Origin of the sequence: Streptomyces sp. NPDC032161 (assembly GCF_040636995.1) — a bacterium.
Lineage (GTDB): Bacteria > Actinomycetota > Actinomycetes > Streptomycetales > Streptomycetaceae > Streptomyces.
On sequence record NZ_JBEZVN010000016.1, the window covers coordinates 85157 to 105120 of the forward strand.

Annotated in this window: 18 protein-coding genes and 1 tRNA gene; 10 read left to right on the forward strand and 9 right to left on the reverse strand. The window is 72.6% G+C overall.

The window, feature by feature from the left end:
• Window positions 1-24 precede the first annotated feature (24 nt).
• Together AB0E67_RS24195 and AB0E67_RS24200 are read left to right on the forward strand one after the other, a co-directional pair.
• Window positions 25-1374, forward strand: a complete 1350-nt coding sequence (locus tag AB0E67_RS24195; protein WP_360107996.1) for an MFS transporter — start codon at window positions 25-27, stop codon at window positions 1372-1374.
• A complete protein-coding gene (locus AB0E67_RS24200) occupies window positions 1371-2624 on the forward strand; it encodes a carboxylesterase family protein (RefSeq protein WP_362030404.1) in 1254 nt (417 codons plus the stop codon). The genes AB0E67_RS24195 and AB0E67_RS24200 overlap by 4 nt, the downstream gene beginning before the upstream one ends.
• Before the next feature lie 132 nt (window positions 2625-2756).
• On the opposite strand, the gene AB0E67_RS24205 is transcribed toward AB0E67_RS24200, so the two are convergent.
• From AB0E67_RS24205 to AB0E67_RS24215, 3 genes are all read right to left on the reverse strand, one after another.
• Window positions 2757-3206 (reverse strand): ASCH domain-containing protein, encoded by a 450-nt coding sequence (locus AB0E67_RS24205; protein WP_362030406.1) that lies wholly within the window; start codon window positions 3204-3206, stop codon window positions 2757-2759.
• 283 nt (window positions 3207-3489) lie between these two features.
• The gene (locus AB0E67_RS24210; RefSeq protein WP_362030407.1) at window positions 3490-4887 is read right to left on the reverse strand and encodes a gluconate:H+ symporter; all 1398 of its coding nucleotides are present in this window, start codon (window positions 4885-4887) and stop codon (window positions 3490-3492) included.
• A gap of 11 nt (window positions 4888-4898) precedes the next feature.
• Window positions 4899-5408: a gluconokinase gene (locus AB0E67_RS24215; protein WP_362030408.1), complete on the reverse strand. Its 510-nt coding sequence runs from the start codon at window positions 5406-5408 to the stop codon at window positions 4899-4901.
• Between the two features lie 142 nt (window positions 5409-5550).
• Here AB0E67_RS24215 and AB0E67_RS24220 point away from each other — a divergent pair, with 142 nt between their 5' ends.
• Window positions 5551-6252, forward strand: coding sequence for an FCD domain-containing protein (locus AB0E67_RS24220; RefSeq protein WP_362030410.1), 702 nt, complete (start codon window positions 5551-5553; stop codon window positions 6250-6252).
• 154 nt (window positions 6253-6406) lie between these two features.
• On the opposite strand, the gene phsA is transcribed toward AB0E67_RS24220, so the two are convergent.
• Window positions 6407-8239 (reverse strand): O-aminophenol oxidase PhsA, encoded by a 1833-nt coding sequence (gene phsA / locus AB0E67_RS24225; protein ID WP_362030469.1) that lies wholly within the window; start codon window positions 8237-8239, stop codon window positions 6407-6409.
• A 396-nt stretch (window positions 8240-8635) separates the two neighbouring features.
• Between phsA and AB0E67_RS24230 the strand changes: the two genes are divergently transcribed.
• Both AB0E67_RS24230 and AB0E67_RS24235 read left to right on the forward strand, forming a co-directional pair.
• Complete coding sequence (locus AB0E67_RS24230) at window positions 8636-9721, forward strand: S-(hydroxymethyl)mycothiol dehydrogenase (RefSeq protein ID WP_362030412.1); 1086 nt, start codon at window positions 8636-8638, stop codon at window positions 9719-9721.
• Entirely contained in the window at window positions 9721-10350 is a 630-nt protein-coding gene (locus AB0E67_RS24235; protein WP_362030414.1) for an MBL fold metallo-hydrolase, read from the forward strand. Before AB0E67_RS24230 ends, AB0E67_RS24235 begins: the two co-directional genes overlap by 1 nt.
• 68 nt (window positions 10351-10418) lie before the next feature.
• Here the strand turns inward: AB0E67_RS24235 and AB0E67_RS24240 are convergent, their stop codons facing one another.
• Entirely contained in the window at window positions 10419-11354 is a 936-nt protein-coding gene (locus AB0E67_RS24240; protein WP_362030416.1) for a pseudouridine synthase, read from the reverse strand.
• Between the two features lie 298 nt (window positions 11355-11652).
• Between AB0E67_RS24240 and bla the strand changes: the two genes are divergently transcribed.
• The gene (bla, locus tag AB0E67_RS24245) at window positions 11653-12570 is read left to right on the forward strand and encodes a class A beta-lactamase (protein WP_362030418.1); all 918 of its coding nucleotides are present in this window, start codon (window positions 11653-11655) and stop codon (window positions 12568-12570) included.
• 113 nt (window positions 12571-12683) lie between these two features.
• Here bla and AB0E67_RS24250 read toward each other — a convergent pair.
• Window positions 12684-12771: transfer RNA gene (locus AB0E67_RS24250), tRNA-Leu, on the reverse strand.
• Between the two features lie 182 nt (window positions 12772-12953).
• Here AB0E67_RS24250 and AB0E67_RS24255 point away from each other — a divergent pair.
• The 3 genes from AB0E67_RS24255 to AB0E67_RS24265 all read left to right on the forward strand — a co-directional run bounded on the left by AB0E67_RS24255 (window position 12954) and on the right by AB0E67_RS24265 (window position 15605).
• Window positions 12954-14279 carry a M20/M25/M40 family metallo-hydrolase gene (locus AB0E67_RS24255; RefSeq protein WP_351629326.1) on the forward strand — a complete coding sequence of 442 codons (1326 nt, stop codon included), beginning with the start codon at window positions 12954-12956 and terminating at the stop codon, window positions 14277-14279.
• 188 nt (window positions 14280-14467) lie between these two features.
• Complete coding sequence (locus tag AB0E67_RS24260) at window positions 14468-14701, forward strand: chaplin (RefSeq protein WP_362030420.1); 234 nt, start codon at window positions 14468-14470, stop codon at window positions 14699-14701.
• A 139-nt stretch (window positions 14702-14840) separates the two neighbouring features.
• Window positions 14841-15605: a chaplin gene (locus AB0E67_RS24265; protein ID WP_362030422.1), complete on the forward strand. Its 765-nt coding sequence runs from the start codon at window positions 14841-14843 to the stop codon at window positions 15603-15605.
• Between the two features lie 57 nt (window positions 15606-15662).
• Here the strand turns inward: AB0E67_RS24265 and AB0E67_RS24270 are convergent, their stop codons facing one another.
• Window positions 15663-15851 (reverse strand): DUF5703 family protein, encoded by a 189-nt coding sequence (locus AB0E67_RS24270; protein WP_072484370.1) that lies wholly within the window; start codon window positions 15849-15851, stop codon window positions 15663-15665.
• A 47-nt stretch (window positions 15852-15898) separates the two neighbouring features.
• Here AB0E67_RS24270 and AB0E67_RS24275 point away from each other — a divergent pair, with 47 nt between their 5' ends.
• The gene (locus AB0E67_RS24275; protein WP_362030424.1) at window positions 15899-16558 is read left to right on the forward strand and encodes a hypothetical protein; all 660 of its coding nucleotides are present in this window, start codon (window positions 15899-15901) and stop codon (window positions 16556-16558) included.
• 96 nt (window positions 16559-16654) lie between these two features.
• Here the strand turns inward: AB0E67_RS24275 and AB0E67_RS24280 are convergent, their stop codons facing one another.
• Window positions 16655-18964, reverse strand: a complete 2310-nt coding sequence (locus AB0E67_RS24280; protein ID WP_362030426.1) for a helix-hairpin-helix domain-containing protein — start codon at window positions 18962-18964, stop codon at window positions 16655-16657.
• Window positions 18961-19944, reverse strand: a complete 984-nt coding sequence (locus tag AB0E67_RS24285; protein ID WP_351522658.1) for an aldo/keto reductase — start codon at window positions 19942-19944, stop codon at window positions 18961-18963. Before AB0E67_RS24285 ends, AB0E67_RS24280 begins: the two co-directional genes overlap by 4 nt.
• Window positions 19945-19964 lie beyond the last annotated feature (20 nt).

Below are 19964 nucleotides of genomic sequence, written 5' to 3' on the forward strand. Positions count from 1 at the left end.
GCCATCCAAGTGATAGGTCACCCCGTGAACACTTCACCTCGCGAAGAAAACCCGGGCGAAGCCCGAGCCACCGCCGGCAGAACCGCGCTCGCCACCCTCGCGGGCACGACGCTGGAGTGGTACGACTTCTTTCTCTACGGCACGGCCGCGGCACTCATCTTCAACCAGCAGTTCTTCCCGTCGCTGAGCCCCGCCGCCGGCACCCTCGCCGCGTTCAGCACCTTCGCCGTCGGCTTCATCGCCCGTCCTCTCGGCGGACTGGTCTTCGGCCACTACGGGGACCGCATCGGCCGCAAGGCGACGCTGGTCGTCTCCCTCGTGCTGATGGGCATCGGTTCCACCCTCATCGGAGCCATCCCGAACTACGACACCATCGGCTTCTGGGCCCCGGTCCTCCTGGTCGCCCTGCGCATCGTCCAGGGCATCGGCCTCGGCGGCGAGGGCGCCGGAGCGACACTGATGTCGATGGAACACGCACCGCGCGGCAAGAAGAACCTGTACGCCGGCTTCCCGCAGATGGGCACGCCCGGCGGACTGGTCCTGGCCAACGTCGTCTTCCTCACCACCAACGCGCTCGTCGGCGACCGCGCCTTCACCTCATGGGGCTGGCGCATCCCGTTCCTGCTCAGCTTCGTGCTCGTCGCCGTGGGGCTGCTGATCCGGCTGCGGGTGACCGAGTCCCCGTCCTTCGACCGCGCGCGTGCCCGCGACGAGGTGGTCAGGTTCCCGCTGGCGGAGTCCTTCAAGGTCGGCCTGCCCCGGCTGGCGCTCACCCTGTTCGCCGTCGTGGCGAACTCGGCCGTCGCCTACGTGTTCATGGTCTTCACCCTGTCCTACGGCTCCCAGCACCTCGACTACGACAAGCAGTTCCTCATCGTGAGCGTCACCGTCGCCGCCGCCCTGTGGTTCGCGACCATCCCGGTGTGGACGAAGATCGCCGACCGGCACGGACGGCGCACCATGTTCATCGGCGGATCCGTCGCCATCCTCGTCTGGTGCGTCGCCTTCTTCCCGCTGCTGAACACCGGGAACTCCGCGCTCGCGGTGGTGGCGCTGCTCGGCATGGGCCTGATCATCCCGGTCACCCACTGCGTGCAGGGCAGCATCATCGTCGACACCTTCCCCGTCAACGTCCGCTACTCCGGCACCTCGCTCATCCTCCAGGCCGGCGCGATCCTCGGCGGCGGGCTCGCCCCCATGATCTCGACGGCGCTCCTCAACTCGGGCGGCTCCTCGACCGGCGTGACCTGGTACCTGGTCGCGATCTGCTCGGTGAGCCTGGCGGGCGCCGTCGCCCTGTTCCGGCTGGTGCCGGAAGGGGCGCCGGAACCGGCGCGGGTCCCGGCCGAGTCGGTGCCCGGGAGCGCCGCGTGACCGGCGCGCCGAGGTCCGGTCCGGGCGAGGGCGCGGACCGGACCGGTGCCCGGGTCCACCGGTCGGGCCCGATCCGCTACGCGGTGGCCGAGCGGTTCGGCCGGCCGCGGCCGGTGGCCGGGCACGACACCCGCCCGGCGAGCGGCGAGATCTGTGCGCAGCCGCCGTCCCGGCTCGACGCGGTCATGGGCCCCCCGCTCGACCGGCGCCCGCAGGGCGAGGACTGCCTCAACCTCACGGTCACCACACCCGCCCGGGACGGCCGAGGGCGGCCGGTGATGGTCTGGTTCCACGGCGGCGGCTTCAGCAGCGGCGGCGGCCTCATGGACTGGTACGACGGCGGAGCGCTCGCCGCCGAGGGCGACGTCGTGGTGGTGTCCGTCAACTACCGCCTCGGTGCGCTCGGTTACCTCTGCCTCGACGGGGTCTGCGAGGGCGACCTGGGCCTGTACGACCAACTCGAAGCCCTCCGGTGGGTGCGCCGGCACATCGCCGGGTACGGCGGCGACCCCGCCGACGTCACCGTCTTCGGGCAGTCCGCCGGGGCCCTCTCCATCCGGCTGCTGATGGAACTGCCCGAGGCCCGCGGGTTGTTCCACCGCGCGATCCTGCAGAGCGCCCCGCTGGCGATCACGACCCGCCCCCGTGAGGAGGCGACCGCCCTCGGACGCCTCTTCGTCGAACGGCTCGCGGTCCACGCCCCCGGCGCCGACCCGCGCACCGCCGCCCCCGCTGCCCTGCTCGCCGCGCAACGCGACACCGCCCTCGCCCACCGCGCCCGTTCCGGCTCCACCCTGGAACCGCCGTTCGGACCGGTCCGGAGGCCCGGCGCGGAACTCGACGCGGGGGTGCGCGGCATGGACGTCCTGTACGGCTGGAACGCGGACGACATGACGGCCTTCCCGGACGAGCCGAACGAGGACGGCGACCCGGCCGGACCGACCCGCCGGATGTACGAGGAACCGCTGACCGCCTTCGGGCAGCGGCTGGTGCGCGCCGGGGCCCGGGTCCACGCCTACCGGCTGGACTGGCGCCCGGCGGGCTCGCCGTTCGGTGCCACCCACTGCCTGGAACTGCCCCTGGTCCTGGGCATCCGGGCCGCCTGGCGGAGGTCCCCGATGCTGGGGGACGCCGGATGGGACGAGGTGGACGAGCTGGGCCGGGCGGTGCGCGCCGCCTGGACCGGCTTCGCGCGCACCGGCCGTCCGGGCGCCGTCCCACCGCCCCTGACCTGCCGGAAGGTCTCCTGACCCGCCGCGGGCCCGGTCCGGTTCCGGTTCCGGCCCGGCTCCGGCGCGGGGCCCGCGATCACGGGCCACGGGTGCGGCCGGGGACGGGGCCTGGACCGCGTGCCCGGGACGGCGGGTGAGGCCCGGCCGCCCCTACCGTTCCGCCGCGCCCGCCACGGGGGCCGACAGCTCGACGACGCGGAACCGTTCGGCGACGACCATGGTGTCGTCGTCCACGGTGAAGGCCGGGTCGCCGAGCGCCTCCCGCATCTCCGCGCCGTGCCAGAACCTCTCGTGGTCCGCGCGCCACTCGGCCACCGAGGCGTGCCCCTCGCCCTCGTCGATCACATGCGGCAGATCGATGTCGCCGAGGCGCAGCACCCGTACCTCCGTCACCTCCAGCACCGCGACCTCACGGCCGTCCGAGTCGATCAGCGCGGACCGCTCACCCACCGGGGGCAGCTCCTCCTTCTCCGCCTCGTACTCGGCGAGCAGCCCGGTCGTCGACACCTTCACGCCGTCGAGCACCGCCCGGACGAGCCGGTCGCGCAGCGGGCCGGGGAAGGCGAGCAGAAAGGGCTTGAGGGGTTCACTGTTCGGCATGGCGCTCAGTCTGGCACGCGCTCACGGACCCGGCGCCGGACGGCACGCCCTCCGTTCCCGCTGGTCAACCGTGCACATGGCGACGGCGCCCGCCGAACCGGACGCACGCCTCGGCATGCGCACCGGACGACGCTCGTTCCGGGCAAACCTTGCTGGTCACGGCACTAGCTAGTGCCGCATCAGGCAACGTTCGCCCCGTCGTGACGCCCGGCACGCCCTCTCGCCGCACCGAGAGCACGTACCGGACGCGCTCCTTGACGGGCAAACGTTGCCTGGCGCGGCACTAGAGAAGCAGCGACAGCGGCAGGATGAAGGCCAGCGCGACCACGGAGATGATGGTCTCCATCACCGACCAGGTCTTGATCGTCTGACCGACGTCCATTCCGAAGTACTCCTTCACCAGCCAGAACCCGGCGTCGTTGACGTGGCTGAAGAAGAGCGAGCCCGCGCCCACGGCGAGGACCAGCAGTGCGATGTGAGCGGTCGACATGTCGGCGGCCAGCGGGGCGACGAGACCGGCGGCCGAGATGGTGGCCACGGTCGCCGAACCGGTCGCGAGCCGGATCGCGACGGCGATCAGCCAGCCCAGCAGCAGGGCCGGGATCGACCAGTCCTTCGAGAAGTCCAGGATCATCTGGCCCACGCCGACGTCGATGAGGGTCTGCTTGAAACCGCCACCCGCGCCCACGATCAGCAGCACCCCGGCGATCGGGGCGAGGGACTTCTCGACGGTGCCGGAGAGCCGGCCCTTGGTGAACCCGGCCGCCCGGCCGAGTGTGAACATGCCGACGAAGACGGCCGTCAGAAGCGCGATCAACGGGGAGCCGATCACGTCGGTGACCCGCTGGAGGTGGTTCTCCGGGTCGTCCACGACGATGTCGACCAGAGCCTTGACCAGCATCAGCACGACCGGCAGCAGAATCGTCGCCAGTGTGGCGCCGAAGCCCGGACGGCGGTCCAGCTCCTGAGAGGGGCGCTGCGGGATCATCTTCTCCGGCGCCTCCACGTCCACCCAGCGCGCGGCGTAGCGGGAGAAGACCGGACCCGCGACGATCACGGTCGGGATCGCCACCAGCACACCCAGCGCGAGCGTGACACCGAGGTTGGCGCCGAGGGCGTCGATCGCCACCAGCGGGCCGGGGTGCGGCGGGATCAGGCCGTGCATCACGGAGAGACCGGCCAGCGCCGGAATGCCGATCCGCATCAGCGAGTAGTTCCCGCGCTTGGCCACGAGCAGCACCACCGGGATCAGCAGCACGATCCCGACCTCGAAGAACAGCGGCAGGCCGATGACCGAGGCGATCAGCACCATCGCCCACGGCATGGCCCGTCCGCTCGCCCTCGCGAGGATGGTGTCGACGACCTGGTCCGCGCCGCCGGAGTCGGCGAGCAGCTTGCCGAGGATGGCGCCGAGCGCGATGAGGACCCCGACACCCGACACGGTGGAGCCGAGCCCGGCGGTGAAGCTGGCGATCGTCTTGTCCGCCGCGGCCCCGGCGAACGAACCGAGCGCCAGCGACCCGATGGTCAACGCGAGGAACGCGTGCACCTTGAACTTGGTGATGAGCAGGACGATGACGGCGATGCCCGCCAGTACGGCGATGCCCAACTGCGCGTTGCCCGCCGAGGTGATCGGTTCGACGGCGTCCGCTGCCAGCGTCTCGACGCTGAGACTGGTCACGGTGGTGGTCCTTAGTCGTCGAGCCGCCGCAGTGCGGCGACGGCTCGCTGGGTGATTTCTTCAGGGGTGCCGGACACGTCGACCGGGACACCGGCCTCGTCCGCCTGGAGCGGCTCCAAGGCGGCGAACTGCGAGTCGAGCAGCGCGGTGGGCATGAAGTGGCCCTTGCGCTTCGCCATGCGGGCCCCGATCAGGGCGCGGTCCCCGGTCAGATGCAGGAAGACCGCGCCGGGCGCCTCGGCCCGCAGCCGGTCCCGGTAGGCCCGCTTGAGCGCCGAGCTGCTCACCACCCCGCCGAGGCCCGCCCGGCCGTGGGCCCACCGGCCGATCGCATCGAGCCAGGGCCACCGGTCCGCGTCGTCCAGCGGGATGCCCGCCGACATCTTGGCGATGTTCGCCGCGGGGTGGAAGTCGTCGCCCTCGGCGTACGGTACGCCCAGTTCGGCGGCGAGCAGGGGGCCGATCGTGGTCTTGCCGGTCCCTGCGACGCCCATCACCACGACGACGTGGGGGGTGCTCATTGGTGGCCTCGCTGTTCTCTTCGACGTCTTCCTCGACATCGGTCCGTCGCGCTACTGAAACGTATACGTACGACTTATTCAAGATGTTGTGATGTAAACGTCGTACTTTTTGGTCTCCGGAGGTGCGCCGTAGTCTGTCCCCATGACCACACAGGGCCCTGGGCTGCATACGCATGTGCTGGACACCCTGGGTCTGGAGATCGCCGCCGGGGAGCACCGTCCCGGGCAGGTGCTGCGCACCGACGAACTGGCCCGGCGCTTCGACGTCTCCAGGACGGTCGTGCGCGAGGTGGTCCGCGTCCTGGAGTCCATGCACCTGGTCGAGTCGCGGCGCCGCGTCGGCGTCACCGTGCGGCCGACCGAGGCGTGGAACGTGTACGACCCGCAGGTCATCCGGTGGCGGCTGGCCGGCGCCGACCGCCCGCGCCAACTGCGCTCCCTGACCGTGCTGCGGTCGGCGATCGAGCCGGTGGCGGCGGGCCTCGCCGCCCGCAACGCGACCCCCGAGCAGTGCGCGGCCCTCACGGAGTGCGCGCTGGGCATGGTCGCCACCTCGCGCGGCCAGCAGTTGGAGGGCTATCTGGAGCACGACATCGCGTTCCACCGGATCGTGCTCGACGCCTCCGGCAACGAGATGTTCGCGCGGCTCGGCGACGTCGTCGCCGAGATCCTGGCCGGCCGCACCCATCACCACGTGATGTTCGAGGACCCCGACCCGGCGGCGGTCACCCTCCATGTCCGGGTCGCCGAGGCGGTGCGCGAGGGGGACGCGGAAGCGGCGGAGCGGCTGACGAAGGAGATCGCGGTGGGCGCCCTGCACGAACTGGACGTGCTCGCGCCCTGACCCCGCCCGGACACGCGGCGGGCTCCCGCCGGGACCTGCCGTCGGGCCGTCGCCTGCCGTCCGTGCGGCGGCGGTCCGACGACAGGCCCGAAGCGGCCGACGCGTCACCGGGACGGCGTCGGCGCTCCCGCGGGGGCCGCCGTTCGCGACCGGGTCAGCCGCCGTGCCCCGGGCCGTGGCCGCCGTGCCCGGCGCCGTGGTCGAACTTGAGCGCCTCCGGCGGCATCACGACGAACGGCCGCATCATGCCCATGTCCTCGTGCTCCAGCAGATGGCAGTGGTACATGAACCGCCCGTACCCGCCGTCGAAGTTGCCGAGCACCTTCACCAACTGTCCCTGCGGCACCCGGAAGACGTCCTTCCAGCCCTGCTCGTTCGGCGGCACCGGGATCTTGGTGCCGTGGTCGAACGCCACGGGGGAGCGGGTGCCGCCGATCGCGGTGTCGAAGCCGTCCACCGTGTACGCCTCCCGGCCGAGGACCTGGAAGTCCGCCAGGTGGATGTGCATGGGATGGATCGGGGCGCCCAGGTTGAGGAACGACCACTGCTCGTACGTGTTCTCGCCGACCGTGAACCCGAGCCCGTCGTTGAAGGTCCGGGCGATCCTGCGGTACGTGCGCACCGTGCCGTCCTCGCCCCGCACCTGGACGATGCCGTCCGACGGCACCGGCACCCCGGACGCGTCCTCGACCTCCGCCATCTCCCAGATCTCCGGGTGGCCGCCACCCCCGACCGTGCCGGGCGGGGTCAGCACGACGAGCCGGTGTCCGTGCTCCACCAGGCTGTGCTCGTACCGGCGGAAGGAACCCGACAGCACCTCCGGCGGCACGAAGGCGTCCCGCCGCCCGGTCTCCCGTACCCGGAACTCCATCACCTGCGGGAACGGCACGCTGGACGCGAGGTCCGGCACCCCCGGCCCGAGCCTGCCGCGGTTGACCAGGCGGACCCGTCGCCCGGCCAGCGCCGAGAAGTCGATCAGCAGGTCCATCCGCTCGGCCGGTGCGATCGTCAGCGCCGGCATCGATTCGTCGAAGTCGACCGGCACCGGGCGCGGCAGCAGCCCGCCGTCGCTGCCGATCTGCCGGATCACGCCCGGCACCGGCTCGTTCGCGTCGTCCAGCAGCACCAGATCGTAGATCCGGGCGTTGGAGGCGTTGACCAGCCGGAACCGGTACCAGGCGTCGTCCACGTCGAAGTGCGGCCAGATGCGGCCGTTGACCGTCGTGTACGGGCCCAGGAACGGCAGCGACACCGGCTTTCCGGTCTCCGGGTCGGCCGCGACGACCACGGTGGTCTTGTGCAGCAGCCGCCCGTTCGGCCGTCCGTCCTCGTCGGTGTCCAGGTTGCGGTCGGCGAGGATCAGCGGCACCTCCCGGTCGCCGGACGGCAGACCGAGCGTGTCCTCCTCGTCGTCCCGGACCAGGTACGTGCCGACGAGCCCGGCGTACACGTTCCACCGGGTGATGTTCATGGCGTGGTCGTGGTACCACCAGTGGGCGGCGTGGTGGTCGTTCGGGTACTCCGACAACTGGGCGTCGCCGGAGCCGACGGCGTTGTCCGCCCAGCCGTCGTTCCCGCCGCCGGTCTGCGCGCCGTGCAGGTGGGTCACCGTCCAGGCGGGCAGCGCGGCGACGTCCGCGTCCGGCTCGACGCCGTCGCGTCCCGGCCGGTTGTGCGGGGCCGTCTCGCCCGGTCCCACCGGACCGACCTCCACGGCGGTCACCGGGTACTCGCTCCCCTCGGGCACCCGGTTCGTCCAGGCGATCCTGATCCGCTGCCCGCGCCGCACCTCGATGGTCGGCCCCGGCACCATCCCGTCGTACCCCCACATCAGGGTCGGCGGCAGCTGCGAGTGCATCCGCACCCAGGTGGGCGACACGGCGATCTCGGTCTCGCGGAGCGGGTCGTCGCTCCGCGGGCGCAGCACCGGCGGTACGGGCAACGGGTCGGCGTACGGCACGAGCCCGCCCACCCGCGCCCCCGACACGGCCTCCGACGCCGCCGCGTCGGTCCGGGCCGCGTCGGCCGGTGCCGCGGCCGTCACCGCGTCGGTTCCCGCCGCGCCGGTCGGCCGGCCGATCTTCTCCGTGAACTCGGCGATCCCGGTCAAGGTACTTCCCCCCGTGATCCATAGATCATTTGTCGGTGGACCACGGGACCCCTGCCCCCGCAGGTGTCGGCCCCGTGGTCCCTCTGCGTCGAAGGACCACGGAGAGCGGCGCCGCAGTTCACCGCAACGCCCCATCTGACCGAAACCGGTACATCCCACCCGGTGGGCGGCGGCCGTTTCGCGCCAACGCGGCGCGCCGCCGTGACACCCTTTCGGGGCGTACGGTTGTTCGTGTTCGATCTTCACGAAATGACGGAAACAGGAGACCGCGGTATGTCGCAGCAGGTGCAAGGGGTCATCGCACCGGGGAAGAACGAGCCGGTACGGGTCGAGACCATCGTGATCCCGGACCCGGGCCCCGGCGAGGCCGTGGTGAAGATCCAGGCGTGCGGCGTCTGCCACACCGATCTGCACTACAAGCAGGGCGGTATCAACGACGAGTTCCCGTTCCTCCTCGGACACGAGGCGTCCGGAGTGGTGGAGTCCGTCGGCGAGGGCGTCACGGACGTCGCGCCCGGCGACTTCGTCATCCTCAACTGGCGTGCGGTGTGCGGCCAGTGCCGGGCGTGTCTGCGCGGCCGACCCTGGTACTGCTTCGACACCCACAACGCGAAGCAGAAGATGACGCTGCTCGACGGCATGGAACTCTCCCCGGCCCTCGGCATCGGCGCGTTCGCCGAGAAGACCCTGGTCGCCGCCGGCCAGTGCACCAAGGTCGACCCCGAGGTCTCCCCGGCCGTCGCCGGACTCCTCGGCTGCGGCGTCATGGCGGGCATCGGCGCCGCCCTCAACACCGGCCAGGTCGGCCGCGGCGACTCGGTCGCCGTGATCGGCTGCGGCGGTGTCGGCGACGCGGCGATCGTCGGCGCCCGGCTGGCCGGAGCGGCGCGGATCATCGCGGTGGACGTCGACGACCGCAAGCTGGAGACGGCGAAGTCGATGGGCGCCACCCACACCGTCAACTCCCGTTCCACCGACCCGGTCGAGGCGATCCGCTCGCTGACCGGCGGCAACGGCGCGGATGTCGTCATCGAGGCGGTCGGCCGCCCCGAGACGTACCAGCAGGCGTTCTACGCCCGCGACCTCGCGGGCACCGTCGTCCTGGTCGGCGTCCCCACCCCGGAGATGCGGCTGGAGCTGCCGCTGCTCGACGTCTTCGGCCGCGGCGGCTCGCTCAAGTCCTCCTGGTACGGCGACTGCCTGCCCTCGCGCGACTTCCCGATGCTCATCGATCTGCACCAGCAGGGCCACATCGACCTCGGCGCGTTCGTCACCGAGACCATCGGACTCGGCGACGTCGAGAAGGCGTTCGCCCGGATGCACGAGGGCGACGTGCTGCGCTCGGTGGTGGTCCTCTGATGGCCGTCCGCATCGACCACCTCGTCACCTCCGGCACCTTCGCCCTCGACGGCGGGGAGTGGGACGTCGACAACAACGTCTGGATCGTCGGCGACGACACCGAGGCGATCGTCATCGACGCCGCCCACGACGCCGACGCCATCGAGACCGCGCTGAACGGCCGTGCCCTGCGCGCCATCGTGTGCACGCACGCGCACAACGACCACATCGACGCGGCCCCGGCCCTCGCCGCCGCCACCGGCGCACCGATCCTGCTGCACCCCGACGACCTGCCGCTGTGGAGGCGCACCCACCCGGACCGCGCCCCGGACGGCGAACTGACCGACGGTCAGGAGCTGCGGATCGCCGGCACGACGCTCACGGTCCTGCACACCCCGGGCCACGCGCCCGGCGCCGTCTGCCTGTACGCCCCCGGGCTGACCACCGTTTTCACCGGCGACACGCTCTTCCGGGGCGGCCCGGGAGCCACCGGACGCTCCTTCTCCCACTTCCCCACGATCATCGACTCGATCAGGGAACGGCTGCTCACCCTGCCCCCGGAGACCACCGTCCGCACCGGACACGGCGACTCCACCACCATCGGCTCGGAGACCCCGCACCTCGACGAGTGGATCGCCCGCGGCCACTGAGGCCGGGCGGCGCACACCGGTCCGGGCCCGCGGAGGTCACCCGCCCCCGGACCGGTACGGCCCGCCGGTCACCGCTCCGGCCACGCGGAGAGCCGCAGCCCGCTCTCGAAGCGGCGCGGCCCGCCCGTGACCGGATCGGTGAACTCCAGTACGCGCGCGAGCAGTTGGAGCGGGTGCGACCAGTCGTCGGCCTCGCCCTCCGCCTCGACCACCGGATAGACCGGGTCGTCGACCAACGGCAGCCCCAGCCCGTTCATATGGACCCGCAGCTGGTGGGTGCGTCCGGTGGCGGGCAGCAGCCGGTAGCGGCCGAGACCCGCCCGGTGCTCCAGCAGCTCGATCCGGGTCTCGCTGTTCGGCTCGCCCGGCTCCTCACGCGCGGCGACGACCCCGCGCTCCTTCACGATCCGGCTGCGCACGGTCCGCGGCAGGACCAGCCCGGGATCGTACGGCGCCACCGCCTCGTACTCCTTGCGCACCAGCCGGTCCCGGAACAGCGTCTGGTACGCGCCCCGCTCCTCGGGCCGCACCACGAACAGGACCAGTCCCGCGGTCAGCCGGTCCAGCCGGTGCGCGGGCTGCAGCGCGGGGATGTCCAGCTCGCGGCGCAACCGGGCCACCGCAGTCTCGGTGACATGACGTCCGCGCGGCGTCGTCGCAAGGAAGTGCGGCTTGTCGGCGACGACGAGATGCGCGTCGCGATGGACGACCCCGACCGGGAACGGCACCGGTTCCTCCGGCGCGAAGTCCCGGTGGAACCAGAGGTACCGCCCCGCGGCGTACGGCTCGTCGGCGGACACGGGACCGCGCGCGGACACGAACCGCCCCTCGGCGAACATGGCGTCCACCCGCGCCGCCCCGACCGCGCCCGCGAACCGTGCCCGCAGATGATCCCCGACCGTCGCCCACCGCCCCTCCGGGTCCTCCGGAAGCCGCACCCGCACCGGATCGATCCCGTCCCGCTGGGGCAGCGGCGCGGGCGGAGGCTTCGCGCGTCCCCTCACCGGGGCGCGCCGTCCGGTACGGCGATGGGCATGGCACGGACTCCTCGTGTCCTCGTCGGGGCGCTCGCCCAGTATCCCCGGTCGTCCCGGCCCGCCGGGGCACCGCCCCCGCCCCGCGGGACGGAGAGCGGGCCCGCTCCGCCCGGGAGGCCGACGCGGCCGATCGGACCGTCGCGCACGCGGTGCGCGGGGCGCGGCCCGTGCCCCCGCTCCGCATCCGACCGGACGGAACCGTTCCGCAGCCGACTGCGTGTCGGGGTGTTCGGGGTATGTCGTGAGCACCGGAGAAGGGAACGCCTTGCACACCACAGGACCACGCCCGTCCCGCCGTACCGCCCTCGTCCTCGGCGCCGGCGCGGCGCTCTCCGCCGCCCTGCCCGCGGCACTCGGCGGCACCGCGTACGCCTCGACCGGCGGCGCCGTCGCCTCGCGCCTGGCGCAACTGGAGCGGGAGCACACCGCCCGGCTCGGCGTGTACGCCCATCACACGCGCACGCGGAGGACGGTGGCCTACCGGGCGGACGAGCGCTTCCCGATGTGCTCGCTGTTCAAGACGATCGCCGCCGCGGCCGTGTTGCGCGACCTCGACCACGACGGCGAGTTCCTGGCCGAGCGCATCCACTACACCCGCCGCTACGCGGAGGACTCCGGGTACTGCCCGATCACCGGCGAGGACGAGAACATCGCCCGCGGCATGACCGTCGGTGCACTGTGCGACGCGGCCATCCGCCACAGCGACAACGCCGCGGGCAACCTGCTCCTGCGCGAGCTGGGCGGACCGACCGCCGTCACCCGCTTCTGCCGTTCGACCGGCGACGGCCGCACCCGGCTCGACCGCTGGGAGCCCGAACTGAACTCGGCGGAGCCGTGGCGCGTCACCGACACCACCACCCCGCGTGCCATCGGTCGTACCTACGCGAACCTCACGCTCGGCGACGCGCTCTCGCCCCGGGACCGGCGCCTCCTCACCGGCTGGCTGCTGGGCAACACCACCAGCGACGAGCGGTTCCGCGCCGGTCTGCCCGCCGACTGGACCGTCGCCGACAAGACCGGCGGCGGCCGGTACGGCGGCAGCAACGACGTGGGCATCACCTGGCCTCCGGGCGGCGCTCCGGTCGTCATGGCCGTCCTGACGACCGGGTACGAGGAGGACGCGCCGGCCGACAACGCACTGGTGGCCAGGACCGCCGCCCTGCTGGCCGAGGCGCTCGCGTAACCGGGGGAGCCGGGGCCCGGAACGTCGATGGGCGGCGCGCCGGGCCCGTGGGCCGTGCGCTCCCGGCCCACGCCCGAAACAGCAGAAAACCCCAGCTGAGCTGGGGTTTTCATTGGTGTCCGAGGGGGGACTTGAACCCCCACGCCCGATAAAGGGCACTAGCACCTCAAGCTAGCGCGTCTGCCATTCCGCCACCCGGACCAGGTGTCTGTCTCGCGGGCCTCGCCCGTTCCGACGTGGAAAACAATAGCAAACATCCGGGGGTGCTCGATCACGGCGGGGGGAGTGTGAGGGCGCATGACGAGAGACGGAGGGTCTTGGGCGGGCGGACAGGGCGGGAGAGGATGAGGGGGAGGGACACAGCGACAGTGGAAGGAAGCAGTGTGAGCGAGACCAACACGGCCCGGACCGTCCCGGGTGAGGACGAGGTCGTGGACCTCTGTCGTGACCTGATCCGCATCGACACCAGCAACTACGGGGACCACTCGGGACCGGGGGAGCGCGGTGCCGCCGAGTACGTCGCGGAGAAGCTGGCCGAGGTCGGGCTGGAGCCGCAGATCATCGAGTCCCACAAGGGCCGGGCCTCGACCGTGGCCCGGATCGAGGGCGAGGACCCGTCCCGTCCCGCGCTGCTCATCCACGGGCACACGGACGTGGTGCCGGCCAACGCCCACGACTGGACCCACCATCCGTTCTCCGGCGAGGTGGCGGACGGCTGCGTGTGGGGCCGGGGCGCGGTCGACATGAAGGACATGGACGCGATGACCCTCGCGGTCGTCCGCGACCGGCTGCGCAGCGGCCGCAAGCCCCCGCGTGACATCGTGCTGGCGTTCCTCGCCGACGAGGAGGCGGGCGGCACGTACGGGGCGCGGTATCTCGTGGACAAGCACCCCGGTCTCTTCGAGGGCGTCACCGAGGCGATCGGCGAGGTCGGCGGCTTCTCCTTCACGGTGAACGAGAAGCTGCGGCTCTACCTCGTCGAGACGGCCGAGAAGGGTATGCACTGGATGCGGCTCACCGTGGACGGCACCGCCGGTCACGGCTCGATGACCAACGACGACAACGCGATCACCGAGCTGTGCGAGGCGGTCGGACGGCTCGGGCGGCACAACTGGCCGGTCCGGGTCACCAAGACCGTGCGGTCCTTCCTCGACGAGCTGTCCGACGCGCTCGGCGTCCCGCTCGACCCGGAGAACATGGAGGCCACGCTTCCCAAGCTCAACGGCATCGCCAAGATGGTCGGCGCCACGCTCCGCAACTCCGCGGCCCCCACCATGCTCGGCGCCGGCTACAAGGTGAACGTCATCCCCGGACAGGCCGTGGCCCACGTCGACGGCCGCTTCCTGCCCGGTTTCGAGGAGGAGTTCCTGGCCGATCTGGACCGCATCCTCGGCCCCCGGGTGAAGCGGGAGGACGTGCACACGGACAAGGCGCTGGAGACCAGCTTCGACGGCTCGCTCGTCGAGGCGATGCAGGTGGCCCTCAAGGCCGAGGATCCGATCGCGCGTGCGGTCCCCTACATGCTCTCGGGCGGTACCGACGCCAAGTCCTTCGACGACCTCGGCATCCGGTGCTTCGGGTTCGCCCCGCTGAAGCTGCCCCCGGAGCTCGACTTCGCGGGCATGTTCCACGGCGTGGACGAGCGGGTGCCGGTGGACGGTCTCAAGTTCGGCGTGCGGGTGCTCGACCGTTTCATCGACAACTGCTGAGCCCGCGCGGCCTCCGAGCAGGGACGAGTGGCACCGGTCCGTCTCTGTGTCACGCAAATATTCGCCAACGTGTGCGCATTTGACCGGAACGAGTGAAAGGAACCATACGCTCGTAGCCCGATTAGCTCGTCCTCGTTACAGGTGATGCGGTCCGCGGCTGGGACCGCATTGCCAACTAGGAGGAAACAATGATCAAGAAGGTCGTCGCTGCTGCGGCCGTGACCGGTGGTCTGGTGCTCTCGGGTGCGGGCATGGCCGTCGCGGACTCCGGTGCCCAGGGCGCCGCCGTCGGCAACCCGGGTGTCGTCTCGGGCAACGTCGTCCATGTGCCCATGCACGTTCCGGTCAACGTGTGCGGCAACACGGTCGACATCATCGGGCTGCTGAACCCCACCTTCGGCAACGCCTGCGGCAACGCCTGACGTTGATGGGTCAACCCGTGAGGGTTTGAATCCGGTCGGCCCCGGAGTGCACGCCATGCGCTCCGGGGCTGCTGGGTAATCCGCCCCCGCTCGATCGAGTCCGGGGGTATTCCGGAAGGCAGAAGGCAGGAAAGAAGTTATGCGACAGGTCACGCGCAAGGGCCTGATCACCATGGCTGCGGCGGGCGGCGCGCTCGCGCTGAGCGGTGGCTACGCGCACGCGGACGCGGGAGCGTCCGGCGGCGCGGCGAATTCCCCGGGAGCGCTTTCGGGGAATTCCGTCCAGATCCCGGTCGACGTCCCGGTCAACGTCTGCGGAAACTCCGTGGACGTCGTGGCGCTGATCAACCCCGCGTTCGGGAACACCTGTGGAAACGGTTCGCAGGGGGCCTCCGCGGGCAAGCACGCCTCCGGCAGCCAGGTGTCCGGCGACCTCACCCAGGCGAGTCGGCCGGGAACGGGCAAGCACCGGGCCCCGATCGACGGGGGGGCGACGGCCCAGGGCGTCGCGGAGGGCTCGCCGGGCCTGCTGTCCGGGAACAGCATCTCGGCGCCGATCGACATCCCCGTGAACGTCTGCGGGAACAGCGTCACCATCGGCGGACTGCTCAATCCCACCTTCGGCAACGAATGCGGGAACGACACGGACGTCGTCACACCGCCGGTGAAGCCGGTGAAGCCGGTGAAGCCGGTCACCCCGGTCACGCCGGTCACGCCGGTCACCGAGCACAAGCCGCCGGTGCCGGGTCCGCGGGAGGTGCCGAACGTGCCCGAGGCGCGGAACGCGCCCCAGCTCGCCCACACCGGGGCGGGCGGTGCCGAACTGCTGATCCCGGTGAGCGCCGGCCTGCTGCTGGCGGGTGCGGGGACGGTGTTCTACCGCCGCGCCCGCCTGTCCGCGTAACGGGCCGGGGCGGCGAAGCGAGAGGGGCGGGACCCGCGGCAGCGGGGCCCGCCCCTCTCACCAGGTGGCGCGGAGCTGGCGGATGATCCGCCGCCGCAGTCGCACCCTGCGGCTGCCGTCGTGGCGCAGCGTCAGTCGGTCCAGTTCCCAGTGCCCGTACTCGGCATGGTCGGTCAGCAGGCGTGCGGTCTCCTTCCGGGACACCCCGCGCGGTACGTACACATCGACAAATTCGTATTCCGGCATCGCATCCATTGTGCGGGCAGAGGCCCGGTACGGATAGCGTCTGCACCATGTCTGATGCTGCGCAGCCCACCGCTGCCGAGGTACGCGCCGCCGCCGAAGCCATCAAAGCCGCGCTCGACCGTCACCTCGACGCGGTCGAGCGCCGGACGGGGGACGATGATCCCGCCGTCTACGACGCGTTCAACGCACTGGCCGCCGCCGCCGAGGTCTACGACGAACTGCTCTACGACCGCTACGACGAGGTCACCCCCTTCGAGATCCCGGGTGCGGACGGCTCCCTGCCGCCGTACACCGGCCCCGAGGAACCGAACGCGCTCAGCGTTCTGATCCGGCGGGACTACACCGTGGTCGAGCCGCCGCGGCTGTTCGCACAGGCACAGCGGATCGCCGACCTCGATCCCGACGACCGGGCCACCGGGAGCGCCGCGGTCGTCGGCTCCAGCGTCCACGCGGCGCTCGGAGTGCTGTTCGGGGAGTACGAACCGGACGAGATCGCCTCCCGGCACTCCGAGTTCGGGCTGGAGGAAGGGGACTCCACGCTCTGGGTCACGGCCGTGGAGGAGCCGCCGGAGGCGGGGGAGTGGCTCGACGCCCCGTTCGAGGACGCGGATCCGCAACTCGTGGTGTGCCGCTTCGACATCAGCTCCGTCTTCGACGAGGACGACGCGGACGAGGAACCGGCGGGACTGGTGGCGGACGGCACCTGACCCGTGCCGTCGGCCGGGTCCGTACCCCCGTGCGCCCGGCCCGTCCCGTACCCGCCGCCGGAATCGGCCGGGGGTACGGGACGACGGGTGGCCCGGTCAGCGGGCCGCCGCCTCCAGGAGGCCGCGCAGCCGCGTCGTGCGGTCCTGGGCCGGGGGTTCGGCGACCGCGCGCGGGAGCGCCTGGTCCACGCCGTGCACCACGGAGAGGTGCCGCTCGGCCCGGCCGAACGCGGTGTACACCCAGGGACGGCTCAGCCCCTGCGCCGCGTCGCCCGGCAGCACGACGACCACCGCGGGCCACCGCGTCCCGGCCGCCTGGTGGGCGCTGAGGGCCCAGCCGTGCCGCACGGACGACGCCACCCGCTGCCGGGGGACGACGATCCGCTCGCCCGCGGAGTCCAGGTGCAGGCCCTCGGCGTCGGCCGAGACGACCGTGGCGGGCACGGTCCTGCCGGGCGCCGGGACGTGGACGACCCGGTCGCCCGGGTCGAATCCGCCGAACCGCCCCGGACCGGGGTTGAGCCGTTGCTTGAGGGCCGCGTTCAACGCGCGGGTGCCCGCCGGACCGCCGTGGCCGACGGTGATGACCTGGGTGTCGGCCGAGGGGATGCCGAGGGCGCGCGGCACCGAGTCCGCGACCAGCTGCACGGTGCGGTGCACCGCCTCGCCCGCGTCGCGCACGGGGACGATCACCACTTCCCTGCCCGGCGCCTCGACCTGGTTCAGCTCACCGATGCCGATGCCCGAGACCAGTTCGCCGATCGGTCCCGGATCCGGGGTGCGGGAGACCACCTGCGGGCAGGCGCGGGCCGCCAGCACATCCGCGAACACCCGCCCCGCACCGGCCGATCCCAGCACGCCCGGATCGCCGCTGAGCACCAGCCGGGTGCCGTCGGCCAGGGACTCCACGAGCATCGCGGCGGACTCGACGTCCACCTGCGGGGCGTCCAGGACGACGAGCAGGTCGACGGCGATCGCCCCCTCCTCGTCCCGTCCCGGGCCCTCCGCGCCGGAGAGCAGTCCGGCGAGGGTGACGGCCGCAGCCGGATCGCCGGTCGCCCCGGCCAGCCTGCGTCTGCCGTCGACGCCGTGCGCGGTGCCCAGGACGCGCAGGCCCAGCGCGCGGGCGGCGACGAGGAGCGCGGCGGGTTCGGCACGGGCCGCCTCGCCGCCGGTGTGTGCCACGACGCCGTGGACCGCGACCGCGCGGATCAGCTCGGCCGCCGACGGGGAACCCGCGGCCGCTGCCGCCTCCGTCCAGTCGGCACCCTTCTCGCAGGCGTGGGCCAGGCGGGCCAGACCGTCGGCGAGGCTCTCCTCGGCGAGCGCGTACCGGTCGAGCCCGAGCAGCACCCGGACAGGTCCCCGCCCGGACGAGTCGTCCTCTTCCAAGTCCTCGCCGGACTCGGGGGCGGGGGCCGGGCCACCGTCCCCGGCCTCGTCCTCCTGGAACACGAGGACCGCGCCCGCGGCGACGGCGTGCCGCACGGCCGCCTCCGGGTCGGACACCGCGTGCTCGGCGAGCGCGGCGTGGACCGCCGTCGCCTCCATCGCCGTGTGTCCCCGCAGTGCGGCCCGCTCCAGCAGCCGGCCGATCAGGGCGGTGGTCCTGCGCTCGTCGTCCGGACCGCATCCGGAACCCAGCAGGGCCCGCGCGAAGGCGTCCGCCTGCTCGGGTCCGACCCCCGGCACGGCCAGCATCCGCCACGGGTCCTCGCGCAGGACCCCGGCCGCCTGCGGGCCCAGTGCCTCGGCCGTCGGTCCCGCGAGCGCTCCGGGAGCACCACCCTCGGCCAGCACCGCGGCCACCTCGGCCACCGTCTCCGGGGCGGGTCCGCGGGGCGCGGGCGCCGGCTCGGGCGGGCGGGGGCGCGTCGGGGCGGGGGCCGGAGCGGGCCGTCTGGGCGCGGCGGCGGGCGCGGGCGAGTCGAAGAACGCGGCGGCGGTCTTCTCGCCGCTCTCCACGGCACGCACGGCGGCCAGCAGATCGGCCGCCGTGCCGCTCAGCTTCCCGCCGGCCGGGATGGGGCCCGCCTTCTCGGCCTTGCGCTTCTCGATCCGCTCCCTGAGCTCGCGCTGGGCGGCGAGCTCGGCCTCGGTCTCCGAGAGCGGCGCGGCGGCCCCTTCGCCCCCGGCGGTCTCCTCGCCGGGCGTCCCCTCGGCGTCGGTGGCCCTTCCGCCCGCGGATTCCCCGTCCTCGGGGGTCCCGTCGTCCCCGCCGTCCGGGGCCGCCTCCGCCCCCTCGGCGGCGACGTCGTCGGCCGTCGCCGCTCCTTCGTGTGCCTCCTCGCCCTCGCCCCGCACGGGTGGTGAGGGCGAGGAGGGAACAGTTGCGGGGTCCGCGACGGCGCCTGCGTCGTCGGCGGCCGGGGAGCCGGGGGTGTCTCCCCCGGGAAGCGCGGTCACAGCGTGCTCCAGTCCTGGTCGGGATAGCGGTGCACGGGCGCCGACACGTCGTCGAGCGCCTGGCAGATCTCGTCAGGAAGACTAAGCGTCTCCACCGACAATGCCTCCGTCAGCTGCTGCGCGTTGCGCGCGCCGACGATCGGGGCCACCACTCCCGGCCGGTCCCGTACCCAGGCCAGCGCCACCTGGAGCGGCGTGGTGGCCAGACCGTCCGCCGCCGTGGCCACCGCGTCCACGACGCGGGCCGCCGCGTCGTCCAGATACGGCTCGACGAACGGAGCGAGCAGTTCCGAGGCGCCGCGCGAGTCCGCGGGAGTGCCCGTGCGGTACTTCCCGGTCAGCACTCCCCGGCCCAGCGGCGAGGAGGGGAGCAGTCCCACGCCCAGGTCGAGGGCGGCGGGCAGCACCTCGCGCTCCACCCCCCGCTGCAACAGGGAGTACTCCATCTGGGTGCTCGCCAGCCGGGTGCGCGCGCCGGGTGCGGCCAGCTGCCAGGTCGCCGCCTTCGCCAGCTGCCAGCCACAGAAGTTCGACACCCCCGCGTACCGGGCCCGGCCGCTGGACACCGCCAGGTCCACCGCCTGAAGCGTCTCCTCCAGCGGAGTCGCCGGGTCGAAGGCGTGGACCTGCCACAGGTCGACGTGATCCGTGCCGAGCCGGTCCAGCGAGGCGTCCAGGGCCGCCAGCAGATGCCCCCGGGAGCCGTTGAACCTGCGGTACGGGTCGGCGACACTGCCCGCCTTCGTCGCGATGATCAGCTCGTGCCGCGGCACGAGGCCGTCGGTGAGCCGTCCGAGCAGGTACTCGGCCTCCCCGCCGCCGTACACGTCGGCCGTGTCGATCAGGGTGCCGCCCGCCTCCCAGAACGCCTTCAGCTGTTCGGCGGCGTCGTGCTCGTCGGTGTCCCGCCCCCAGGTGAGGGTGCCGAGCCCGATCCTGGACACGCGAAGGCCGGTGCGGCCGAGATGCCTCTGCTCCATGGGCGCTGAGATTACTGGCC